The sequence below is a fragment of the Mammaliicoccus sp. D-M19 genome (assembly GCF_022386695.1).
Lineage (GTDB): Bacteria > Bacillota > Bacilli > Staphylococcales > Staphylococcaceae > Mammaliicoccus > Mammaliicoccus sciuri.
Window position 1 is genome coordinate 92,147 of record NZ_JAJNHW010000008.1, and the last position, 18,925, is coordinate 111,071.

General features: G+C 34.3%; 15 protein-coding genes. 8 read left to right on the forward strand and 7 right to left on the reverse strand.

What is annotated here, in order from left to right; translation table 11 throughout:
* From LQ675_RS12790 to LQ675_RS12815, 6 genes are all read left to right on the forward strand, one after another.
* Window positions 1–1,686, forward strand: coding sequence for an IucA/IucC family protein (locus tag LQ675_RS12790; protein WP_075578288.1), 1,686 nt, complete (start codon window positions 1–3; stop codon window positions 1,684–1,686).
* Window positions 1,670–2,836 (forward strand): MFS transporter, encoded by a 1,167-nt coding sequence (locus LQ675_RS12795; RefSeq protein WP_239727760.1) that lies wholly within the window; start codon window positions 1,670–1,672, stop codon window positions 2,834–2,836. Before LQ675_RS12790 ends, LQ675_RS12795 begins: the two co-directional genes overlap by 17 nt.
* Entirely contained in the window at window positions 2,823–3,947 is a 1,125-nt protein-coding gene (locus tag LQ675_RS12800; RefSeq protein ID WP_048540440.1) for an alanine racemase, read from the forward strand. Before LQ675_RS12795 ends, LQ675_RS12800 begins: the two co-directional genes overlap by 14 nt.
* Window positions 3,948–4,065: 118 nt before the next feature.
* Entirely contained in the window at window positions 4,066–4,995 is a 930-nt protein-coding gene (locus LQ675_RS12805; RefSeq protein ID WP_058591938.1) for an ABC transporter substrate-binding protein, read from the forward strand.
* A complete protein-coding gene (locus LQ675_RS12810) occupies window positions 4,985–5,983 on the forward strand; it encodes a FecCD family ABC transporter permease (RefSeq protein WP_075578286.1) in 999 nt (332 codons plus the stop codon). Before LQ675_RS12805 ends, LQ675_RS12810 begins: the two co-directional genes overlap by 11 nt.
* The gene (locus LQ675_RS12815; protein ID WP_048540438.1) at window positions 5,980–6,963 is read left to right on the forward strand and encodes a FecCD family ABC transporter permease; all 984 of its coding nucleotides are present in this window, start codon (window positions 5,980–5,982) and stop codon (window positions 6,961–6,963) included. The genes LQ675_RS12810 and LQ675_RS12815 overlap by 4 nt, the downstream gene beginning before the upstream one ends.
* A 622-nt stretch (window positions 6,964–7,585) precedes the next feature.
* Here LQ675_RS12815 and LQ675_RS12820 read toward each other — a convergent pair.
* A complete protein-coding gene (locus tag LQ675_RS12820; protein WP_107610408.1) occupies window positions 7,586–8,122 on the reverse strand; it encodes a putative immunity protein in 537 nt (178 codons plus the stop codon).
* A gap of 121 nt (window positions 8,123–8,243) precedes the next feature.
* On the opposite strand from LQ675_RS12820, the gene LQ675_RS12825 reads away from it, so the two are divergent.
* Together LQ675_RS12825 and LQ675_RS12830 are read left to right on the forward strand one after the other, a co-directional pair.
* Window positions 8,244–9,755, forward strand: coding sequence for an AbgT family transporter (locus LQ675_RS12825; protein ID WP_107601964.1), 1,512 nt, complete (start codon window positions 8,244–8,246; stop codon window positions 9,753–9,755).
* Window positions 9,756–9,767: 12 nt separating this feature from the next.
* Complete coding sequence (locus LQ675_RS12830; protein WP_107610409.1) at window positions 9,768–11,048, forward strand: amidohydrolase; 1,281 nt, start codon at window positions 9,768–9,770, stop codon at window positions 11,046–11,048.
* A gap of 537 nt (window positions 11,049–11,585) precedes the next feature.
* Here the strand turns inward: LQ675_RS12830 and LQ675_RS12835 are convergent.
* The 6 genes from LQ675_RS12835 to dcuS form a co-directional block, all read right to left on the reverse strand.
* Window positions 11,586–13,007: an amidohydrolase gene (locus LQ675_RS12835; RefSeq protein ID WP_107610410.1), complete on the reverse strand. Its 1,422-nt coding sequence runs from the start codon at window positions 13,005–13,007 to the stop codon at window positions 11,586–11,588.
* Window positions 13,008–13,122: 115 nt separating this feature from the next.
* Window positions 13,123–13,722 (reverse strand): hypothetical protein, encoded by a 600-nt coding sequence (locus LQ675_RS12840; RefSeq protein WP_084756153.1) that lies wholly within the window; start codon window positions 13,720–13,722, stop codon window positions 13,123–13,125.
* Between the two features lie 139 nt (window positions 13,723–13,861).
* Entirely contained in the window at window positions 13,862–15,043 is a 1,182-nt protein-coding gene (locus LQ675_RS12845; protein WP_107610411.1) for an NAD(P)-dependent malic enzyme, read from the reverse strand.
* Between the two features lie 27 nt (window positions 15,044–15,070).
* Complete coding sequence (locus LQ675_RS12850) at window positions 15,071–16,414, reverse strand: 2-hydroxycarboxylate transporter family protein (protein WP_107610412.1); 1,344 nt, start codon at window positions 16,412–16,414, stop codon at window positions 15,071–15,073.
* A gap of 135 nt (window positions 16,415–16,549) precedes the next feature.
* Complete coding sequence (locus LQ675_RS12855; RefSeq protein ID WP_048540430.1) at window positions 16,550–17,263, reverse strand: response regulator; 714 nt, start codon at window positions 17,261–17,263, stop codon at window positions 16,550–16,552.
* A complete protein-coding gene (gene dcuS, locus LQ675_RS12860) occupies window positions 17,257–18,864 on the reverse strand; it encodes a DcuS/MalK family sensor histidine kinase (RefSeq protein ID WP_239727758.1) in 1,608 nt (535 codons plus the stop codon). The genes LQ675_RS12855 and dcuS overlap by 7 nt, the downstream gene beginning before the upstream one ends.
* Between the last annotated feature and the right edge of the window lie 61 nt (window positions 18,865–18,925).

An 18,925-nucleotide genomic window follows, 5' to 3' on the forward strand; every position in this document is an offset into this window, starting at 1 on the left:
ATGAGTTGGACTAATGAGGTATATCAACATACAGATAAATACGAACAACACTACATCGAGCAATGTATTCAAGACAGCATTCATACAACATTCAAGAAATTATTAACATGCTTATATGAAGAAGTAACACCTCCTATACATCATGTAGAATCCTTTAAAACAATCACAACTTTATATATTAGCGATTCTATATTTGTAACTTATGATAAAGCGAACCATCGCGTACAAATTACAGATGATACAATAACTCGCTTTGTTCAAGATCCACTTGAATTAATAGACTGGCTTAATCATTTTAGTGACGAACATCACGATTACCACAAATTGCATGTTGAAATTGAAAATCATCTCATCAACCAAGCAATTAGTTTTATTCATTGTTCTTATACATCTAAAAGCGACCATCCATTATTACATAGTGAGCAATATGTAATTACTGGGCATAACATTCACCCATGTGCTAAGACAAAGTTAGGATTGTCTTTCAAAGAAGTTATGCAATATTCACCTGAATATAATCATGCATTCAAATTAAACTGGTTATTCGTTAAAAAAGGCTTTCTATATAATAATTTAGAAGCTTCTGAGGTAAAAACTTTAGCAGACTTTAGTGGTTATTTAGGAGAAATACCTGAAGATTATGATTTGATACCTGTACATCCGTTTCAATTCGAACATGTCATACCAAAAGTTTATACAGAAGAGATCAAATCTCAAAATATTATACCGCTTCAACATACTGGTGGACTCGTAAAGAGTACTTCATCATTTAGAACCGTTTGTCCCTTAGATACGATAACACCGATTATCAAACTACCCGTAAATTCACAAATGACGTCAACAATACGTTCTATTAGTAACAACAGTATTATCAATTCTAAAAATATCGGTGAATATTTCAAATTTATTTATAAGAATGACGACCGTCTTAATGAAATCAGCTTACCAGTATTAGAATATGGCGGAATGACTTACATTCATGACGAAGTAGATAAACAGCGTAATTTATCATTCATATTGAGAGAAAATAATACGCAATATATACCTGCTCATGCATCACTTTATACAGCGACATGTTTGTTTGAGTTGAATGAAAATCACCAAAAAATCTACGTCGATATGATTGAAACTGCTCGTGCAACAGCAACACCGATTGTTTGGTTTGACCAATATGTCTCATTACTCGTTGAAACTGTGTTAACACTCATGACGAAATACGGTGTTGGTTTAGAAGCTCATCTTCAAAATATGTCATTTGAATTTATAAACGGTATGCCTACACGTTTACATGTACGAGACTTTGGCGGATTAAGAATAGATGCTTCTCGCGTGCCTGAATGGTTAGAACTAAGCAATGCTTTAACAAATGCAACGACTGAAAGTATGTATGAGAAAGTACAAAACACATTATTGAGTAATCATCTCAACACACTTGTGCATCATTTCAGTGAAGATTATGCATATGATTCAAACATGTTATGGCTACATATTAACCGTATATTTAAAGCCGTATTTGAAGATTTATTATCACAAGACATTCAACATACAGAGGCAGATATCAAAGCCTTTTACAAAAAGACTATAAACGAGAAAGCATTATTAACGATGCGCGTATCTAATAAAGATCAAGATATTTATATCCAAAAAGCCAACCCACTTCTCATAAGTGATGAAGTTAAAGTTTAATCCTTATCATCGTTTTGTCAGTTCTCAGTTTATAGCTCGAACAATCGATTGGGTAGATATCATCGCATTAAATTGGATAACGTTACAAATGACTGGAAGTGCTGTTTACATTGCATATATAAATTTTGCACGGTTAATGCCACAGTTAGCATTTGCTTTTATAATCGGCAAAATTATCGATACTGTTAGTTCTACGAAACTCATGTACATCATCCATTGTGCAAATATGTTATTCACAGTATGTATCGTCTATGCTTTTTGGCAAAAATGGAATATCTACATCATACTTTCTATTATTATGGTACGTTCATTTTTCCAAGCAATTGATACGATACAAAGAAATGCACTTATACAAAGTTTTGTAGAACCAGACAAGCTTCATAAAGCGATCAGTTTAAATGCTTTAATTTTAAATATTGCTAGACTAACTGGACCATTTATAGGTGGGATATTATTAGCTCAACTGAATTCTAACATTGTATTATCCCTACCTATTATTGGGAGTTTAATGGTTATATTATTCAACCAAACTTTGCCAGAGGTCCATCATGAGAAGAAGACACGTCATAAAATATGGTCGTACTTAAGACAACAACCTGTTATTGTCATGCTCATGTTATCCAGTGTCTTATCGATGCTTTTTGGATTTTCGTATACGATTATTCTACCTAGCATTGTAGATGAACAATTTGGCAGCCGTACGATGATTTATTCACTCTTTACTGCCATGATTGCTGCTGGATCTATTATAATTTTAGTCATGTTTATGCGCACTAAAAATATGAATACGATGAAAAGTTTGAAACGATGGGCAGTGATATTTACGTTAACCCTCATTCTATTAATGTTTATACATGATACATATTTATATGCAGCTGTCTTATTAATAATGGGCTTGGCATCACAGGCATTTAGAACGACCAATCGAATACTCGTCCAACAGCTTGTTGAAGCGAAATATAGAGGATCTGTATTATCCATTTCAATGATGGATAAAGGTTTCATTCCACTTGGTGGTATATTACTAAGCTTTATCTTTGAACAGTTCAATTTACAAATTGTATATATAACAATGGTTGTTGGACTGCTCATCATGGTCATCTGTGTCATGTTTATGATAAATAAGGAGAATCAATATGGAAAGAATTAAAGAAGTGTTAACAGACAGTAATCACGATTATTATATATATGATTTAACCGAATTAAAGAAGCGCATCAATTGGATCAGCTCTGTCACGAAACATGATATTTTCTATGCAGTGAAAGCCAACTCTAATATAAAAATCTTAGAAACACTCGCACCTTTTGTTTCGGGATTTGAAGTCGCTTCTACTGGAGAAATTGAAAAGGTTCGATCTATTTCAAAAGAAATTCCAATCATTTACGGCGGACCTGTAAAGACGAAACAACATCTAGAATACGCTTTAGATGCACATGTGAAATCTATTCAAGTAGAGAGTCTCTTTGAGTTAGATACGTTGCAATCATTACTTCAAGACAAACAACAATCAATCGAAGTTATGATTCGTATTAATTTAAGTAACATTCAATCAACAGCTAAATTAAAAATGGCGGGTGTCCCAACACAATTTGGTATGCCTTACAATGATTTAGATGAAGCCATTCAAATCTGTCACGATACAGATCAAATATTTTTAACAGGTTTCCACTTTCATGCAATGAGCAATAATTTGGACGAAGATGCTCACGTCACATTCATTGAAAGTGCGCTTGAATTTACGCATCAATATCAATCACATTTACCGGAAGAATATGCGATTAATGTAGGTGGTGGTATAGGTATCGACTACGATTGTCAAACATGTTTTGATTTTGATTATTTTGCAACACGTATCCATCATCTACCACGCTTAACTTTTGAACTTGGACGTTTTATTACAGGTCCTATAGGTTATTATGCCGCTAATGTTTACGATATTAAATCCATGCATGATCAAACATTCGTCTTATTAAACGGTGGCACAAATCATTTTAGATTTCCAAAAGCGTGGCAACATCATCAACCATTTGAAATTATTCATTCACATACTAGTTCTAACAGAATGAAGTCCATTACCAATGATACCGTCGTATTAGCTGGGAAACTATGTACACCAAATGATGTATTTGGTCTTCCCTATGATATTGAAAGTATACAAACCGGTGACTGGGTTGTATTTAAATTAGCTGGAAGTTACGGATATGACATTAGCCATTTACAATTTTTATCTCATGAATTGCCGCTTATTCAGTATATTTAAAGATACTTTGTTTAATTTGAAAGCATATTCTAAAAATATATTGACAAAAAAAGGTAATATTTTATAATTGAAAATGAAAATCATTATCATAATTCAACTTAAGAAAGAGGTTAAAGAAATGAGAAAGCTTTTATCAGTTATAGTAGTACTTGTTGTAATGCTAGCAGCTTGTGGTAATAAACAAGAGGCATCTTCAAACAAAGATACACATGAAGTGAAACATGCCATGGGAACGACTAAAGTACCTAACAATCCTAAACGTGTTGTTGTATTAACAAATGAAGGTACAGAAGCACTTGTTTCAATGGGCGTTAAACCTGTTGGTGCTGCTAATTCATATGCTGGCGATCCATGGTATAAACATTTAGAGAAGAAATATAAAGACATTGAACCTGTGGGTGGAGAAAGTGAAATCAACTTAGAAAAAATTGCGAAACTTAAACCAGATTTAATTATCGGTAATAAATTCAGACAAGAAGCACAATACAAGAAACTTTCTGAAATTGCACCTACTGTATTCTCTAAAGAACTACGTGGCGACTGGAAAAACAACTTTAAATTATACGCGAAAGCTGTAAATAAAGAAGATAAAGGGAATGAAGTCTTAAAGAATTACGATAATCACGTTAAAAAAGCAAAAGAAGAGATTGGAGATAAAGCAAACTCAGAAGTATCAATGGTTCGCTTTATGCCAGGTGATGTAAGAATTTATCATAAAGATACATTCTCAGGTGTCATCTTAGACGAACTTGGTATTAAACGTCCTAAAGGTCAAGATAAGAACGACTTTGCAGAAAAAGGTGTTACAAAAGAACGTATTAAAGCAATGGATGGAGATTACATCTTCTACTTTACTTTCCAAGAAGATGATAAGAAAGTTTCAGCATTAGAAAAAGAATGGGTAAACGATCCAGCCTTTAAAGAATTAAATGCATCTAAAAAAGGTCATGTTTATAAAGTAGATGATGCTGTTTGGAACACTTCAGGTGGTGTATTATCTGCCAATATGATGATTGATGATTTAAAGGATAAATTGAATGAAAAATAAATATCTTTGGTTATTTCTCCTATTTTCAGGTATTTTTGTCGTGCTATTCATTTTAAGCATGATGCTTGGCTATAAACATTTTACCTTTTCAGATATATGGCAACATTATATCCATGGAGAAACAATTAAAGATCAACGTGTACTGACACAATTAAGACTACCTCGCGCAATTTTGGGCGGGGTTGTCGGTGTTTTAATGGGTATTAGTGGTGTGATGATCCAAACCATTACACGAAACCCCTTCGCAAGTCCTGGCATTATGGGTGTTAATAGTGGTGCTAGTTTAATGGTTGTGATTACGACTGTTGCGTTTGGTATGAACGGTGTATTTCAACAAACCATTATGGCTTTTATTGGTACCGTCATCATTGCAACTTTAATTATATTAGCCACTACATTACCATTTAAGCCATTCAATGCGATGGAATTAACTTTATTCGGAGCAAGTATTAGTGCTTTTTGTATGGCCATCACACAAGGTCTACTCATCTATAACGAATCAGCTATAGAAGAATTAATATATTGGCTAAATGGTTCAGTAGCGAATAAACATACCACTATTTTAATGTACATATGGCCATTTATTATCGTTGGTTTAATCATATCTATTTATATGGCCAAGCCGCTTAATCTTTATATGCTAAGTGATGATGCATTAAAAGGACTCGGTGCAAAAATATTATCCATTAAAGTATTCACGATGATTGCTGTTGTCCTGTTAAGTGGATCAGCCGTCGCATTAGCTGGTCCAATTGCCTTTATTGGACTGATTACACCTCATGTTGCGAAATTGTTATGTAAATCTCATAATCATTTCATCGTCATACCTTTATCAGGTGTTCTAGGTGGTTGCCTTCTATTATTAAGCGACATTTTAAGCAGATATTTATTAATGCCGAGAGAACTGCCAGTCGGTATTACAACAGCACTTATTGGTGCACCAATATTCATTTATTTAATTCTTAATCGTAAGGAGTTAACAGAATGAAGAAATTTATCATACTTATCATCATGCTCATGTTAACGACTTTACTCACACTCATGTTAGGTGATAGCTTTATCGCACCTCAAAATGTATTAAGTGGCCTATTTAAACTTGGAGATCCTTATACAAACTTAGTCATTAATACTTTAAGACTGCCGAGAGTCTTATTAGCAATTGTAACGGGTGCAGCACTTGGCATTGCAGGATGTGTCTTACAATTTATTACGAAGAATCCATTAGCATCACCTGATGTGATTGGTATATCACAAGGTGCTAATGTTGGTTCATTAGTATTTCTTATTGTGTTAACAACAAGTACCGAAGCTTTATTATTACCAATAGCTTATCAGCCTATCTTTTCAATGCTTGGTGCGATAATTGTTACTTCATTATTATATTATTTAGCCATGCGAAAAAGTTACAAACGCGATCGTCTCATATTAATTGGTATAAGCTTTAACATACTTTGCCAAGCAATTGTAATGTTCTTAATATTAACTTCAAATAAACGAAGTGCCCAAGCTCAAATTTGGATTACAGGTTCCGTTCATCAAGCAGAATATCAACAAGTCATGATTGTAGGAAGCATCTTATTTATCGTCATGGTCATCCTGACATATTATGCACGTTCATTTGATATTCATTACTTAGGTAGAAATTTATCATTAGCATTAGGCAATCCTTATCAACACATATCTGTCATTGCATTAATATCAATGAGTATCCTAATTGGTATATCCATGAGTTATGTAGGCGGTATACAGTTTGTCGGATTAATCGCACCACACATCGCACTGAAACTCGGTGCACATCAATTTAGAAATCGAATATTTTATAGTGCCATAATCGGCGCCATCATACTATTATTAAGTGATTTAATCGGTAGAACACTCTTCTTACCAAAAGAAATCCCAGCAGGAATCTTTACTGCACTCATCGGTTCACCATTCTTTATGTATTTATTAATCAAGAGTAGGAAATGATATGTTTAATAGTATTAGCGTATTGTACGAAATCGTTAAACACTATCAAAGTAAATAACGATAGAATATTGAAAAAGCAGGGTCATCAATAAATGATCCTGCTTTTTGTCGTATTTAGGATGGAGAAATCAATTGAATATTGGGGTTATATGAGGGTAAGCCACGACTTCGACTATCTCTTGGCTTTATTCAGACGTTAAGCCATGACTTCGACTATCTCTTGGCTTTATTCAGTACTTAAGCAATGACTTCAGTGATCTCTTGGCTTTACTCATCACTTAAGCCATGACTTCAGTGATCTCTTGGCTTTACTCATCACTTAAGCCATGACTTTAACTATCTCTTGGCTTTACTCATCACTTAAGCCATGACTTTAACTATCTCTTGGCTTTATTCAGTACTTAAGCCATGACTTCAGCGATCTCTTGGCTTTACTCATCACTTAAGCCATGACTTTAACTATCTCTTGGCTTTATTCAGACGTTAAGCCATGACTTCAGTGATCTCTTGGCTTTATTCAGGTTTTAAGCCACGACTTCGACTATCTCTTGGCTTTATTCAGACGTTAAGCCATGACTTCAGCGATCTCTTGGCTTTACTAAACCCTCAACTCAAACAATACTCATCTTTCCATGATATCTTTCGCTATATGGATTTGTTTATTTCTTTCCTCAGTCACTAACTTTAAATCATTGTTAGATATTATATTCATCACTTTAATAGCATAATCTGACGATACAATTGCATGTCCTCTCATATGTCCTGTTGCGATTGCTTGTGCGTATACACGTGCTGCAAATTTACTTTGTTCTGTTATTGATCTTTGTGATAATTTATTCGCTAAAAATCCAGCTTGTCTAAGTTCATAAGCACTCATTTGCCCTTCTTTTCTAAGTTGTAATTTGTGTTCTGTTTCTGAAATAATTGTCTGTTTGTCTTCATCATTGCCTATATCTATATCATCAATAAATCTCTTCGCATTTGTAATCGCCCACTCGACAAGTTCTTTCTGAGTCAGTTCTTCTAACAATGTCTCTAAGGTTATTCTTTTCTCAATATCATCTTGAATTTTCACTTTATATTTAGAAGGTATTTCAACTTTATGAGCTTTCTTAAGCTCCCTTTCATGTTCATTCCACGCATATTCCTCTAAATCCATAACATGTCCTCATTAGTATGACGATTGTTTAAGCTATCAAAAAAATTTTTTATTAAATTGTCTAAATATTTAGAACTTTTATTCTTTGTAATGATATAATCACCTGAAGGAGTGATGTAATATGACAACAAAAGAGCAAAAGTCTAATAGATTTTTAGACGGAATTGAAACAATCGGTAACAAATTGCCACATCCATTTTTTATATTTTTATACTTAGCTATTTTCGTTATGGTATTATCATTTATTTTTAGTTTGTTTGATGCAACTGTTAAACCTCCTGGTGCGGATAAAGCACTTGATGTAAAAAATTTATTTTCAAATGAAGGTATTGAATACATTTTCACTAACCTTATCACGAACTTCACTGGATTTGCACCTTTAGGTCTCGTTATATCCATGATGATTGGTGTTGGCTTGGCAGAAAAAGTTGGCTTTTTAGAATACATTATTCAAAAAACCATTGTCAATGCGCCACCAGCTTTAATTACATATGCAGTCGTGTTTATTGGGATTATGGGTAATATTGCTTCTGATGCTGCAACGATTTTAATTCCTCCATTAGCAGCTATGGTATTCTATAAATTAGGGAGACATCCGGTAGCTGGTTTAGCTGCAGGGTTCGCTGCGGCTGGTGCAGGATTTACCGCTAACTTATTAGTTGTAGGTACAGATGCATTACTTGCTGGTATCAGTACTGAATCTGCAAAGATTATTGATCCTGATATGGTCGTATCTCCAGTAGCAAACTGGTATTTTAATATTATTTCTACAGTTTTATTAACCTTTGTAGGTGCACAAGTGACGACTAAAATTATAGAACCACGCTTAGGTGAATATAATGGACATATTGAAGATTTAGATGAACATGAAGACTCACCTACTGCCAAAAAAGCTTTCATTTACGCTTTAATTGCAGCTGCAATTTATATACTTATATTTGTTGTTGGTTTATTAATACCAAACAGTCCTTTATTAGGTGAAAAAGGCGACATACTTGAATCTCCATTTTTAGCAGGAATTGTACCTGTCATACTTGGTTTCTTCCTTGTAGTCGGCACAACGTTTGGTATTGTTGATCAAAAGATTAAAAGCACACATGATGTAGGAAAATTTATGACGCAAGCTGTTAATGACATGTCAGGATACATTGTGCTCATATTTGCTGCATCACAATTCATCAGTTTCTTCCAATGGTCTAATATGGCTACTTGGATTGCTGTAAATGGCGCTGATTTCTTGAAAAGTATTCATTTAACAGGACTACCATTAATCTTGTTATATATCTTATTTACAGCATGTCTCAACTTATTAATCACATCTGGTTCAGCTAAATGGGCATTAGAAGCACCCGTGTTTGTTCCGATGTTTATGCAACTTGGTATTCATCCAGGTTTTACTCAAGCAGCTTATCGTGTAGCTGATTCATCATTTAATATTGTTACACCTTTGAATCCATATTTTGTCGTCATTATAGCTTTCTTAAATAAGTACGATAAAAAGGCTGGTATAGGTACGCTTATTTCATTAATGATACCTTATACGGTTGCATTTATTATTACTTGGATTATTTTATTAACGATTTTCTATTTAACAGGATTACCTTTAGGTCCTGGCGTAACAAGACATTTGTAAGGAGTGATATTCATGAATTTTGACGAAGATTTTAAACAAAAGTTAATCAAACTTAGACGTAATTTACATGCTTTTCCTGAAGTAGGATTTTTAGAAATTCGAACTGCAAATATCGTTAAGAACTATCTTGATTCTTTTGGATATGACATTAAAAGTGGGCAAGAAGTGATGAACAAAGATTATTTAATGGGGTATCCTACTGAAAATGAATTTAATTCACATATTGAAAAATTAGATCAACTCGACGAAGAACTTCCGCATTTTAGAGATGGATATACAGGAATCGTTGCAACATTAGATACACAAGTTCCTGGTCCAATATTTGCACTTAGATTTGATATGGACGCTTTACCAATTACAGAAAATAAGGATAGCGATCATTATCCTCAAGCCAATGGATTCCTTTCTACAAACAAAGGCTTTATGCATGCATGTGGACATGATGTTCATACAACTATCGGTATTGGCCTTGCAGAACTTTTAAAAGAACATGAATCTGAACTAAAAGGGAAACTTAAGCTCATTTTCCAACCTGCAGAAGAAGGTGTTCGAGGTGCTAGATCTATGGTAGAACAAGGTGTCGTAGATGATGTCGACTACTTTGTTGGCGCACATATCGGATTAAATGCTCAATCTAATGAAATTATCACATCCGTAAAAGGATTCTTAGCTTCTACTAAATTAGATGTTCAAATAAACGGTGTTTCAAGTCATGCAGGAGCACAACCTCAAGATGGTCGCAATGCCCTACTCGCTGCAGCAACATTTGTTCAACAAGTATATGCAATCGAACGTCATGAAAAAGGTGCATCTCGTGTAAATGTTGGTACACTTCAAGCAGGTAGCGGCAGAAATGTTATTGCAGATGAAGCATTTCTACAATTGGAAGTAAGAGGAGAAAATAACGACGTGAATCAATTTATGATGAAACGTGTAGAAGAAATTAAGGCTGGCGTTGAAGCAATGTTTGGTGTCACAATTACAATGACAAAAGTCGGTGAAGCCATTAGTATTAAGCCATCCGAAGATATGGAACAAACAGTTTATCAATTATTAAAAGATAAGTTGCCATCATTAAATATTATTCAAGAAGAATCCACACCTAGTGGAAGTGAAGATGCTACTTATTTTATAGACAGAGTGATGAGCCGTAAAAAAGATGCAATCTATATGAATATCGGAAGCAATCATGATTATAACCATCACCATCCAAAATTTGATGTCGTAGAAAATGATATATTTAATGGTATTAACGTATTATACGAAATCGTAAAACACTATCAAAGTAAATAACAATAGAATATTGAAAAAGCATGACCATTAAAAATTGGCCATGCTTTTTTGTCGTATGTAGGATGGAGAGATTAATTGAATGTTGGGTTTGTATGAGGGGAAGGTATAACTTCGACTATCTCTTGGCTTTACTCAGGACTTAAGCCATGACTTGGACTATCTCTTGGCTTTATTCAATACTTAAGCCATGACTTGGACCATCACTTGGCTTTACTCAGGACTTAAGCCATGACTTCGACTATCTCTTGGCTTTACTCAGGACTTAAGCCATGACTTCGACTATCTCTTGGCTTTATTCAGGACTTAAGCCATGACTTCGACTATCTCTTGGCTTTATTCAGGACTTAAGCCATGACTTCGGCGATCTCTTGGCTTTATTCAGGACTTAAGCCATGACTTCGGCGATCTCTTGGCTTTACTCAGGACTTAAGCCATGACTTGGACCATCTCTTGGCTTTACTCATTACTTAAGCCATGATTTCGACTTTCTCTTCCCCTATTCACCTTTCCACTGACACTAAACTCATCCTCCAATTATTACCTAGGTAATACGCCTTTTGGTATTGGATTTGTATATTCATTTTTACTACGGAATTGTTTAAATTCTTGTTGTACTTGTGATCTTAAATTTGGGTTATCTAATAGTTCTATTGCTGTATGTGCCATTGTCATAGCAGCGTTACTTGTGCCTTGTACTGCTAAGTTTGATAATCCTTGGCTTGTCATTTGCCATGTATGTAATGGTGTTCCGATAGCTGAGGTCGCACATGACACTTGGCCAGTTGGTACTACCCAACTTACATCAGATACATCGGTAGAGCCTGATAATATATGATCTGTCTCTTTATATAGACTGACTTTATCGTATATATATTTACCTTCTAAAGCCTCTTCATCATCTAAAAATCCAAACCCTACTAAACTTGTTAATTTATTTTTTCGTTCATTGTCTGTTAATGAATTAAAAATTTCTTTTGCAAATTGTTCATCATCACGACTCGCTTGATACTCATAAATTTCATTTAATGAGTGATGTAATTGAGCGCCTATTTGTGTATTCGGAATATAATTTGAGCATCCTTTAACAAAGTCGATTTCTACTTCAGTTTCAGTCATTAAAGCAGCACCTTGTGCAATTTTCTTAATACGCTCATAGACATCATGAACTGTATCAATTGTCTTGGCACGAATCAAATATTGTACTGTTGCTGAGTCTTGTACAACACTTGGAGATGAACTACCTACATCGTGTAATGCATAATGGTATCTCACATCTTCTGTAACATGCTCTCTCAAATAATTGGCACCAACATTCATTAACTCGACAGCATCTAAGGCACTTCTACCAAGATGAGGGCTATTAGCAGCATGTGATGAAATACCTTTATAATGAAAATTCACTAAGTAATTGGCGAGTGATGACAAATTCATCACGCTGTTAGAAGGTGACGGATGCCAACATAATGCAAAATCAACATCATCAAAAGCACCATCTCTAACCATAAATGTCTTACCAGAACCAATTTCTTCACCCGGACAACCATAGTATCTTACCGTACCTTCTAGTTGATGTTCTTCCATATAAGCTTTAACCATAGCTGCCGCCATAAGTGATCCTGTACCTAATAAGTTATGACCGCATCCATGACCAACCTCATTCCCTTCGTCATTTTTCGAAGCTGAGTTTGGTGTCTGATATAAACCTGGTAGTGCATCATATTCTCCTAAAATTGCAATGACTGGCTTACCTGATCCATATGAAGCAACAAAAGCTGTCTCAATTTCTGCTACATTACCTTCAACTTTAAAATCCAATTCTTCACATTGTTTCATGAGATATTCTGCAGATTGAAATTCTTTAAACTTTAATTCTGGATGATAAAATAAATATTCACTAATTGCCTTGAACTGGTCTAGATGACTATCTCTATAATCTTTCAAAAACTTTACTCTACTCATAAAACCATCCCCCCTTTTAAATATAAATTTTACCATAAAGGTGTAATATATTCATTTAGAGGCATTTCTTATAACATATAAAAATACCAGCTACATCATCATAGCTGGCATTATATTATCTTTGTATTTGATTGGCATTTTCAATGGCTGTTACTTTACCATTCTTTGTCGTTATTAATATTGAGAAGGAATTGTTTGGATTATCATCATAAACTAACCCATCGCTATTTTCTATAGTCGGTGTTCCGTGAACGGATTTAAATGCTTCTACTGTTACATTTGTCGGTGCTACGTATATATGTTCTGCTTTATCTTTACTATTATATCTTACGGCTACATTGCCATATTTTTCAGCATGAGATTGCCCAACTTCTATACGTCCATCTGACTTCCCGAATTTCTTTTCAATGGCATCTCGCGACAATCCAATACCTACTCCATAAAATCCCCTTCTTACATCAGAATTCATAAAATCTTGGCTAAATTGAGTCGTTTGGACATCGATGCTTGGAGGATCGCCTTCTGGTTCCTCAGAATCATCACTTGATTCTTTGTCATTACTTTCTTCACTACTCGGTTCTTTATCAGCTGTTTGTTGATTACTAGAAAATTCAATACGATTATCACCAGCAATAAATTGATACGCGATGAAACCAAATACACCAACGATTAAAAGTAGTAATACTAATATCATTCCCGAAAATATCTGTTTCAAATTCCTTCCTCCGAACTATAATTTTCATAAAAAAGTTTATAAATGTATTGTAATTCATATCAAAATGACTTTCTATAGTAACCTAAAATAAAAAAAGAATAGATTCCTCTATTCTTTTTAAACTATTTCTAAATATATCTTACACCAAAATTTCTGTTTTATTTTCTACGCATTGTTGGACTGATGCTGCTACTTGATTGACGACTCTTTTTTCTAATGAATTTGGAATGACATAATTTGCATTGAGTTCGTCTTTATGAATCGTTGCTGCTATGGCTTTTGCTGCAGCTATTTTCATTTCAGTTGTGATATGTTGTGTCTTGGCATCTAATACACCTCTAAATATACCAGGGAATGCTAACAGATTATTAATTTGATTTGGATAGTCTGAACGACCTGTTCCAACGATTGCTGCACCCGCTTCATACGCTTCTTCTGGATAAATTTCTGGTGTTGGATTCGCTAATGCAAAGATAATTGGATCGTTGTTCATGGATTGAACATGTTCTTTTGATAATGCTTTTGGACCTGATACGCCAATAAATACATCTGCATCCTTAATGACATCTTCTAGAGTACCTTGTACATTATCAAAATTTGTATATTCTACAATATCTCTTTGTGCATCATTCAACCATTCTTCTGATTTATTTAAGACCCCTTCTAGACTAACGAGGGTGATATTTTGACAACCTGCTTCTAACAATAATTTCGCAATCGCAATGCCTGCTGAACCTGCACCATTTATAATGATTTTGACATCTTTATCCGTTTTATCTACAACTTTAAGTGCATTGATTAGTGCTGCAAGTACGACAATTGCTGTTCCATGTTGATCATCATGAAATACAGGTATATCTAATTCTTCTATTAAACGCTTCTCTATTTCAAAGCAACGAGGTGCTGAAATATCTTCTAAATTGATACCTGAAAAATTAGGTTGTAACGCTTTAATAATTGATATGATTTCTTCAGTATCTTTCGTGTCTAATGAAATTGGAAAAGCATCAACATTCGCAAGTTTTTTAAAGAGAATACTCTTACCTTCCATAACAGGAATGGCTGCTTTCGGACCGATATCACCTAAACCAAGTACGGCTGTTCCGTCTGTAATAACTGCAATCATGTTACCTCTAGCAGTTAAAGTATTTACTTTTGTTTCATCTTCAGCAATTGCTCTACATACTGCAGAAACACCTGGTGTATAGACAACACTTAAATCTTCTTCTGAAGTCACATCTACTTTGCTCGTGATTTCAATTTTACCTGCGCGTTCTTGATGTAAATTTATAGATTCTCCGTATTCATTACTTTCAGTCATTTTTATTTACTCCTTATTTATTTATATTTAGCTTAATAATTTTAATAAAAGTGATGCTAAGATTACGGTAGATACACCACCGATTCTAGTAGCCACTTGTGCAAACGGCATTAATGCCATACGTTTAGATGCTGATAATATCGCAACATCTCCTGTTCCACCTAATCCACTATGACAACCTGTTACGATTGCTGCATCAACGGGATACATCTTCATTAATTTTCCTACGAAATATCCTGATAACATCATGATGAATACAACTGAAGCACATACGATAACGTAGGCTGGTGTCACAATTTTCACAACATCTTCTAATGGAATATAAAGCATACCGAGACCGACCATTAACGGCCAAGTTAAACTTGTTGAAATAAATTTGTATAAATTATGCGCACCGTCTTCCATTTTGTGTGGCATCACTTTAAGACATTTAATTAATGTCGCAAATAAAATCATAATAACCGGTCCTGGGACACCAATGAATTTCTGACCAAGTGTACCAACAATAAAGAATGTACAAGCAATGAGTAACCCTGCACCCATTAATGAGAAATCAATGACTTTCTCTTTTTCTTCAGGAACTTCATTACCATCTTCAGATTTTACTAACTTCCCATTTCCTGAAAGATGCTTTTTCTTTTCTCCTAAACGCATCATAAGTCCTGCACTGACAACTGCGAAGATATTCCCAATAACAGCTGCTGGGATCATTTGAGATACGAATGATTCTGCTGATCCACCTAAAATAGATGAATACGCAATAGATAATGGAAGTATCCCTTCACCAATACCACCACCTATAATTGGAACAACGATATAGAAGAAAGTATGTTGTAAATCATATCCAAACAATAATCCAACTAACATACCTGCTAAGACAGCTAAGACTGTACCCACTATTAAAGGTACAAACATGCGTGTGAAACCTTGAATTAATACTTTCCTATTCATTCCTAAAATACTGCCGACTACTAAACAAGAAATATAGAAATACAAGAAATTAGACGTCTTCATCAAAGTCGTAACGGCTTCCATTGAAGATGTATTAATCACGTTTAAAAACACTAAAATAGAAGGTACAAGCAATGCTAATATAGCCGGACCACCTATTTCTTTTAATATAGGAATTCTCTGCCCTAAATCACCGAGCAACATTCCTAAAATCATAATGACAGCAAATCCACCAATCATATCTGCTGGTAACGTATTATATATAGATGCTGTTAATATAATTGCAGCTAAGACAATGTATAACGGTAATGGCAATACACCAACTTTAGCTTTCATCAATTTTTCCCATAAGCTTTTTATATTATTTTGGATGGGTAACTCATTCTCGGTAACCGCTTCCAAATTGGTCTTCGTATTCATTTTTATCCCCCTTAATTGATATAAACTCATTTTATGAAAACGCAACCAAAAATTATAGCTTATGAAATTTTAATTATCTTTTTGTAATTAAAAAAACCAAACGAACTGAATCGTTTGGTTTTTTATTGAGATATATCATGACATATATCCTTGTAAATATTTTAAGTTGTCTTTGTTTAACTTATAGAAGTAGATCGGTCGGCCAATACCATATGTTAAAGACTCTTCCAGTACTTCAATATCTGTTAAGAATTTTAAATACTTTCTTACAGATACTCTTGAAATATTAACTGCTTTAGAAATATCATCTGTTGAAAATGCATGATCTTCAAAGTCATTCATCTTCTCAATGATGCTTTGTAACGTTTCTTTTGTGACGCCTTTTGGTAATTTCAATTCTGAATCATCTGTAACAACTTGTTTATTCAAGAACTCTGCGTCAATATCTGCTTGTTTAATTTGATGATTACCTTTAAAGAAAGTCTGTCCTTGTTTGTATTTAAGTAAAGACTTCTTAAATCTTTCAAATTCAAATGGTTTAATTAAATAATCTACCGCACCATATCTGAACGCCGTCTGAATATCTTCAGCATCTGTAGCAGCTGTTATCAATATCGCATCTACTTGATAACCTTGCTCTCTTACATATTTCAAAAAAGTTAAGCCATTTTCTTCTGGCATGTATATATCTAACAATAATAAATCGATCGTCTTTGACTGAATGACTTCCATTGCTTCTGTTACATTCTGTGCAAAATCAACTAACGCTTCAGGATCTATTTTTTCTATAAATTGACGATTGATTTGCGCAACCATTGGGTCATCTTCAACTATAAGTATATTTAACATTTATCTTCGTCCTTTTTCGGATAGTTTATAACAACTGAGAACTGTACATTTCCTGCTTCATGCGCATTAATTGATATTTGACCATCAAGCTTTTCAACACTTTGTTGAACAAGGTGCAAACCATATCCTCTATTCTCTCCTTTAGAAGAAAAGCCTTTTTCAAATATATGTTCATCTAGTTCATGATTGAGTCCTACACCTGAATCTATTACATCTATCATTAACTGATCCTGTTTATAGTTTAAATGTACGTCAATTGTTTTCTTTTTAAGTGATGATGATACTAATGAGTCTATACTATTATCAATTAAATTACCGATAATTGTAATCACTTCATGCGTAACATGTGAATCTTTCGGTTCTGGTATCGTAGCATGATTAACTATAGAAAGCTTGATTTGTTGTTCGCGTGCCAGACTAAGCTTACCAATTAAGAAACCAGCTAATGCTGCATCTTTAACCTTCGATGTGATATCTCCACTTTCTTGACTACCAAGTTCTACAATTTCGCGTATGTACTGTTTTAAATCATCGTAATGTTCCATCTGCAACATACCAGAAATTACATGCAATCTATTACTAAATTCATGCGATTGTGCTCTTAAGGTATCTGCATAAGTCCGAACACCTACTAACTGCTCCGATAATTTATGCACTTCCGTCTTATCCCTAAACGTTGATATCGCACCCACTATTTCATTATTCACAATTAACGGTACTCTATTAACCAATATCTTCACGCCGTTAATATCTTGTTCTTTATCAAGTTCAGGCTTTCCAAGCTCAACAATCTTAGGTAATTGCGTCGAAGCCATATAATCATTAATTGGCATACCTATAGGATCTCCTTTAAGACCTGCTTTCTTAAAAATATCCATTGCAGACTTATTAACCAAATTAATTTTGCCATCTTTATCCACTGCCACAATCCCTTCATGAACAGACTGTAACATCGTATTACGTTCACCTAGAATTTTCGCGATATGTGAAGGTTCAAGTCCTAACAAAATACGCTTAATATAAATCGATAATAAATACGCGCCAATAGCACCTACAATTAAACCAATTACAGATCCAATCATAATTTTCTTATTACCATCTGCTAAAGCTTCATACACCGTCTGCATTGGCACACCAACCGATACCGCACCCACTTGTTTACCATCAGCATAAATAGGCGTGAAAGCACGCATCGTTAAACCAAGCGTACCTTTCGCAATAGACGAACCAGCCTTACCATGTAAGACATCCCCTTCATCGCCACCTTTAAAATGCTTACCAATCAATTTCTCATTCGGGTGAGACTTTCTAATTCCATTCATATCCATCACAACAATAAAACTCACGTCCGTTGTTTTTTGAATCTTAGACGTATAATCTTGAATCTTACGATCATCACTACCCTCAGCCAAAGACTTCTGCACAACCTCAGAACCAGCAATCGCGTTACCAATAACCTCTGCCTTCTCCTTTGTCGTACTATGAATCGTATCCTTAATCGTATTACTGATTAATAAACACGTAATTAATAAAGAAAATAACACCACAATACAAACCACAATAATCACAAGCGTACTCAACTTTAATCTTTGCTTCTTCAAAACATAACCGCCTTTAGTAAACATTACAAATGTCATTAATTATTAAGAATATATCATATTC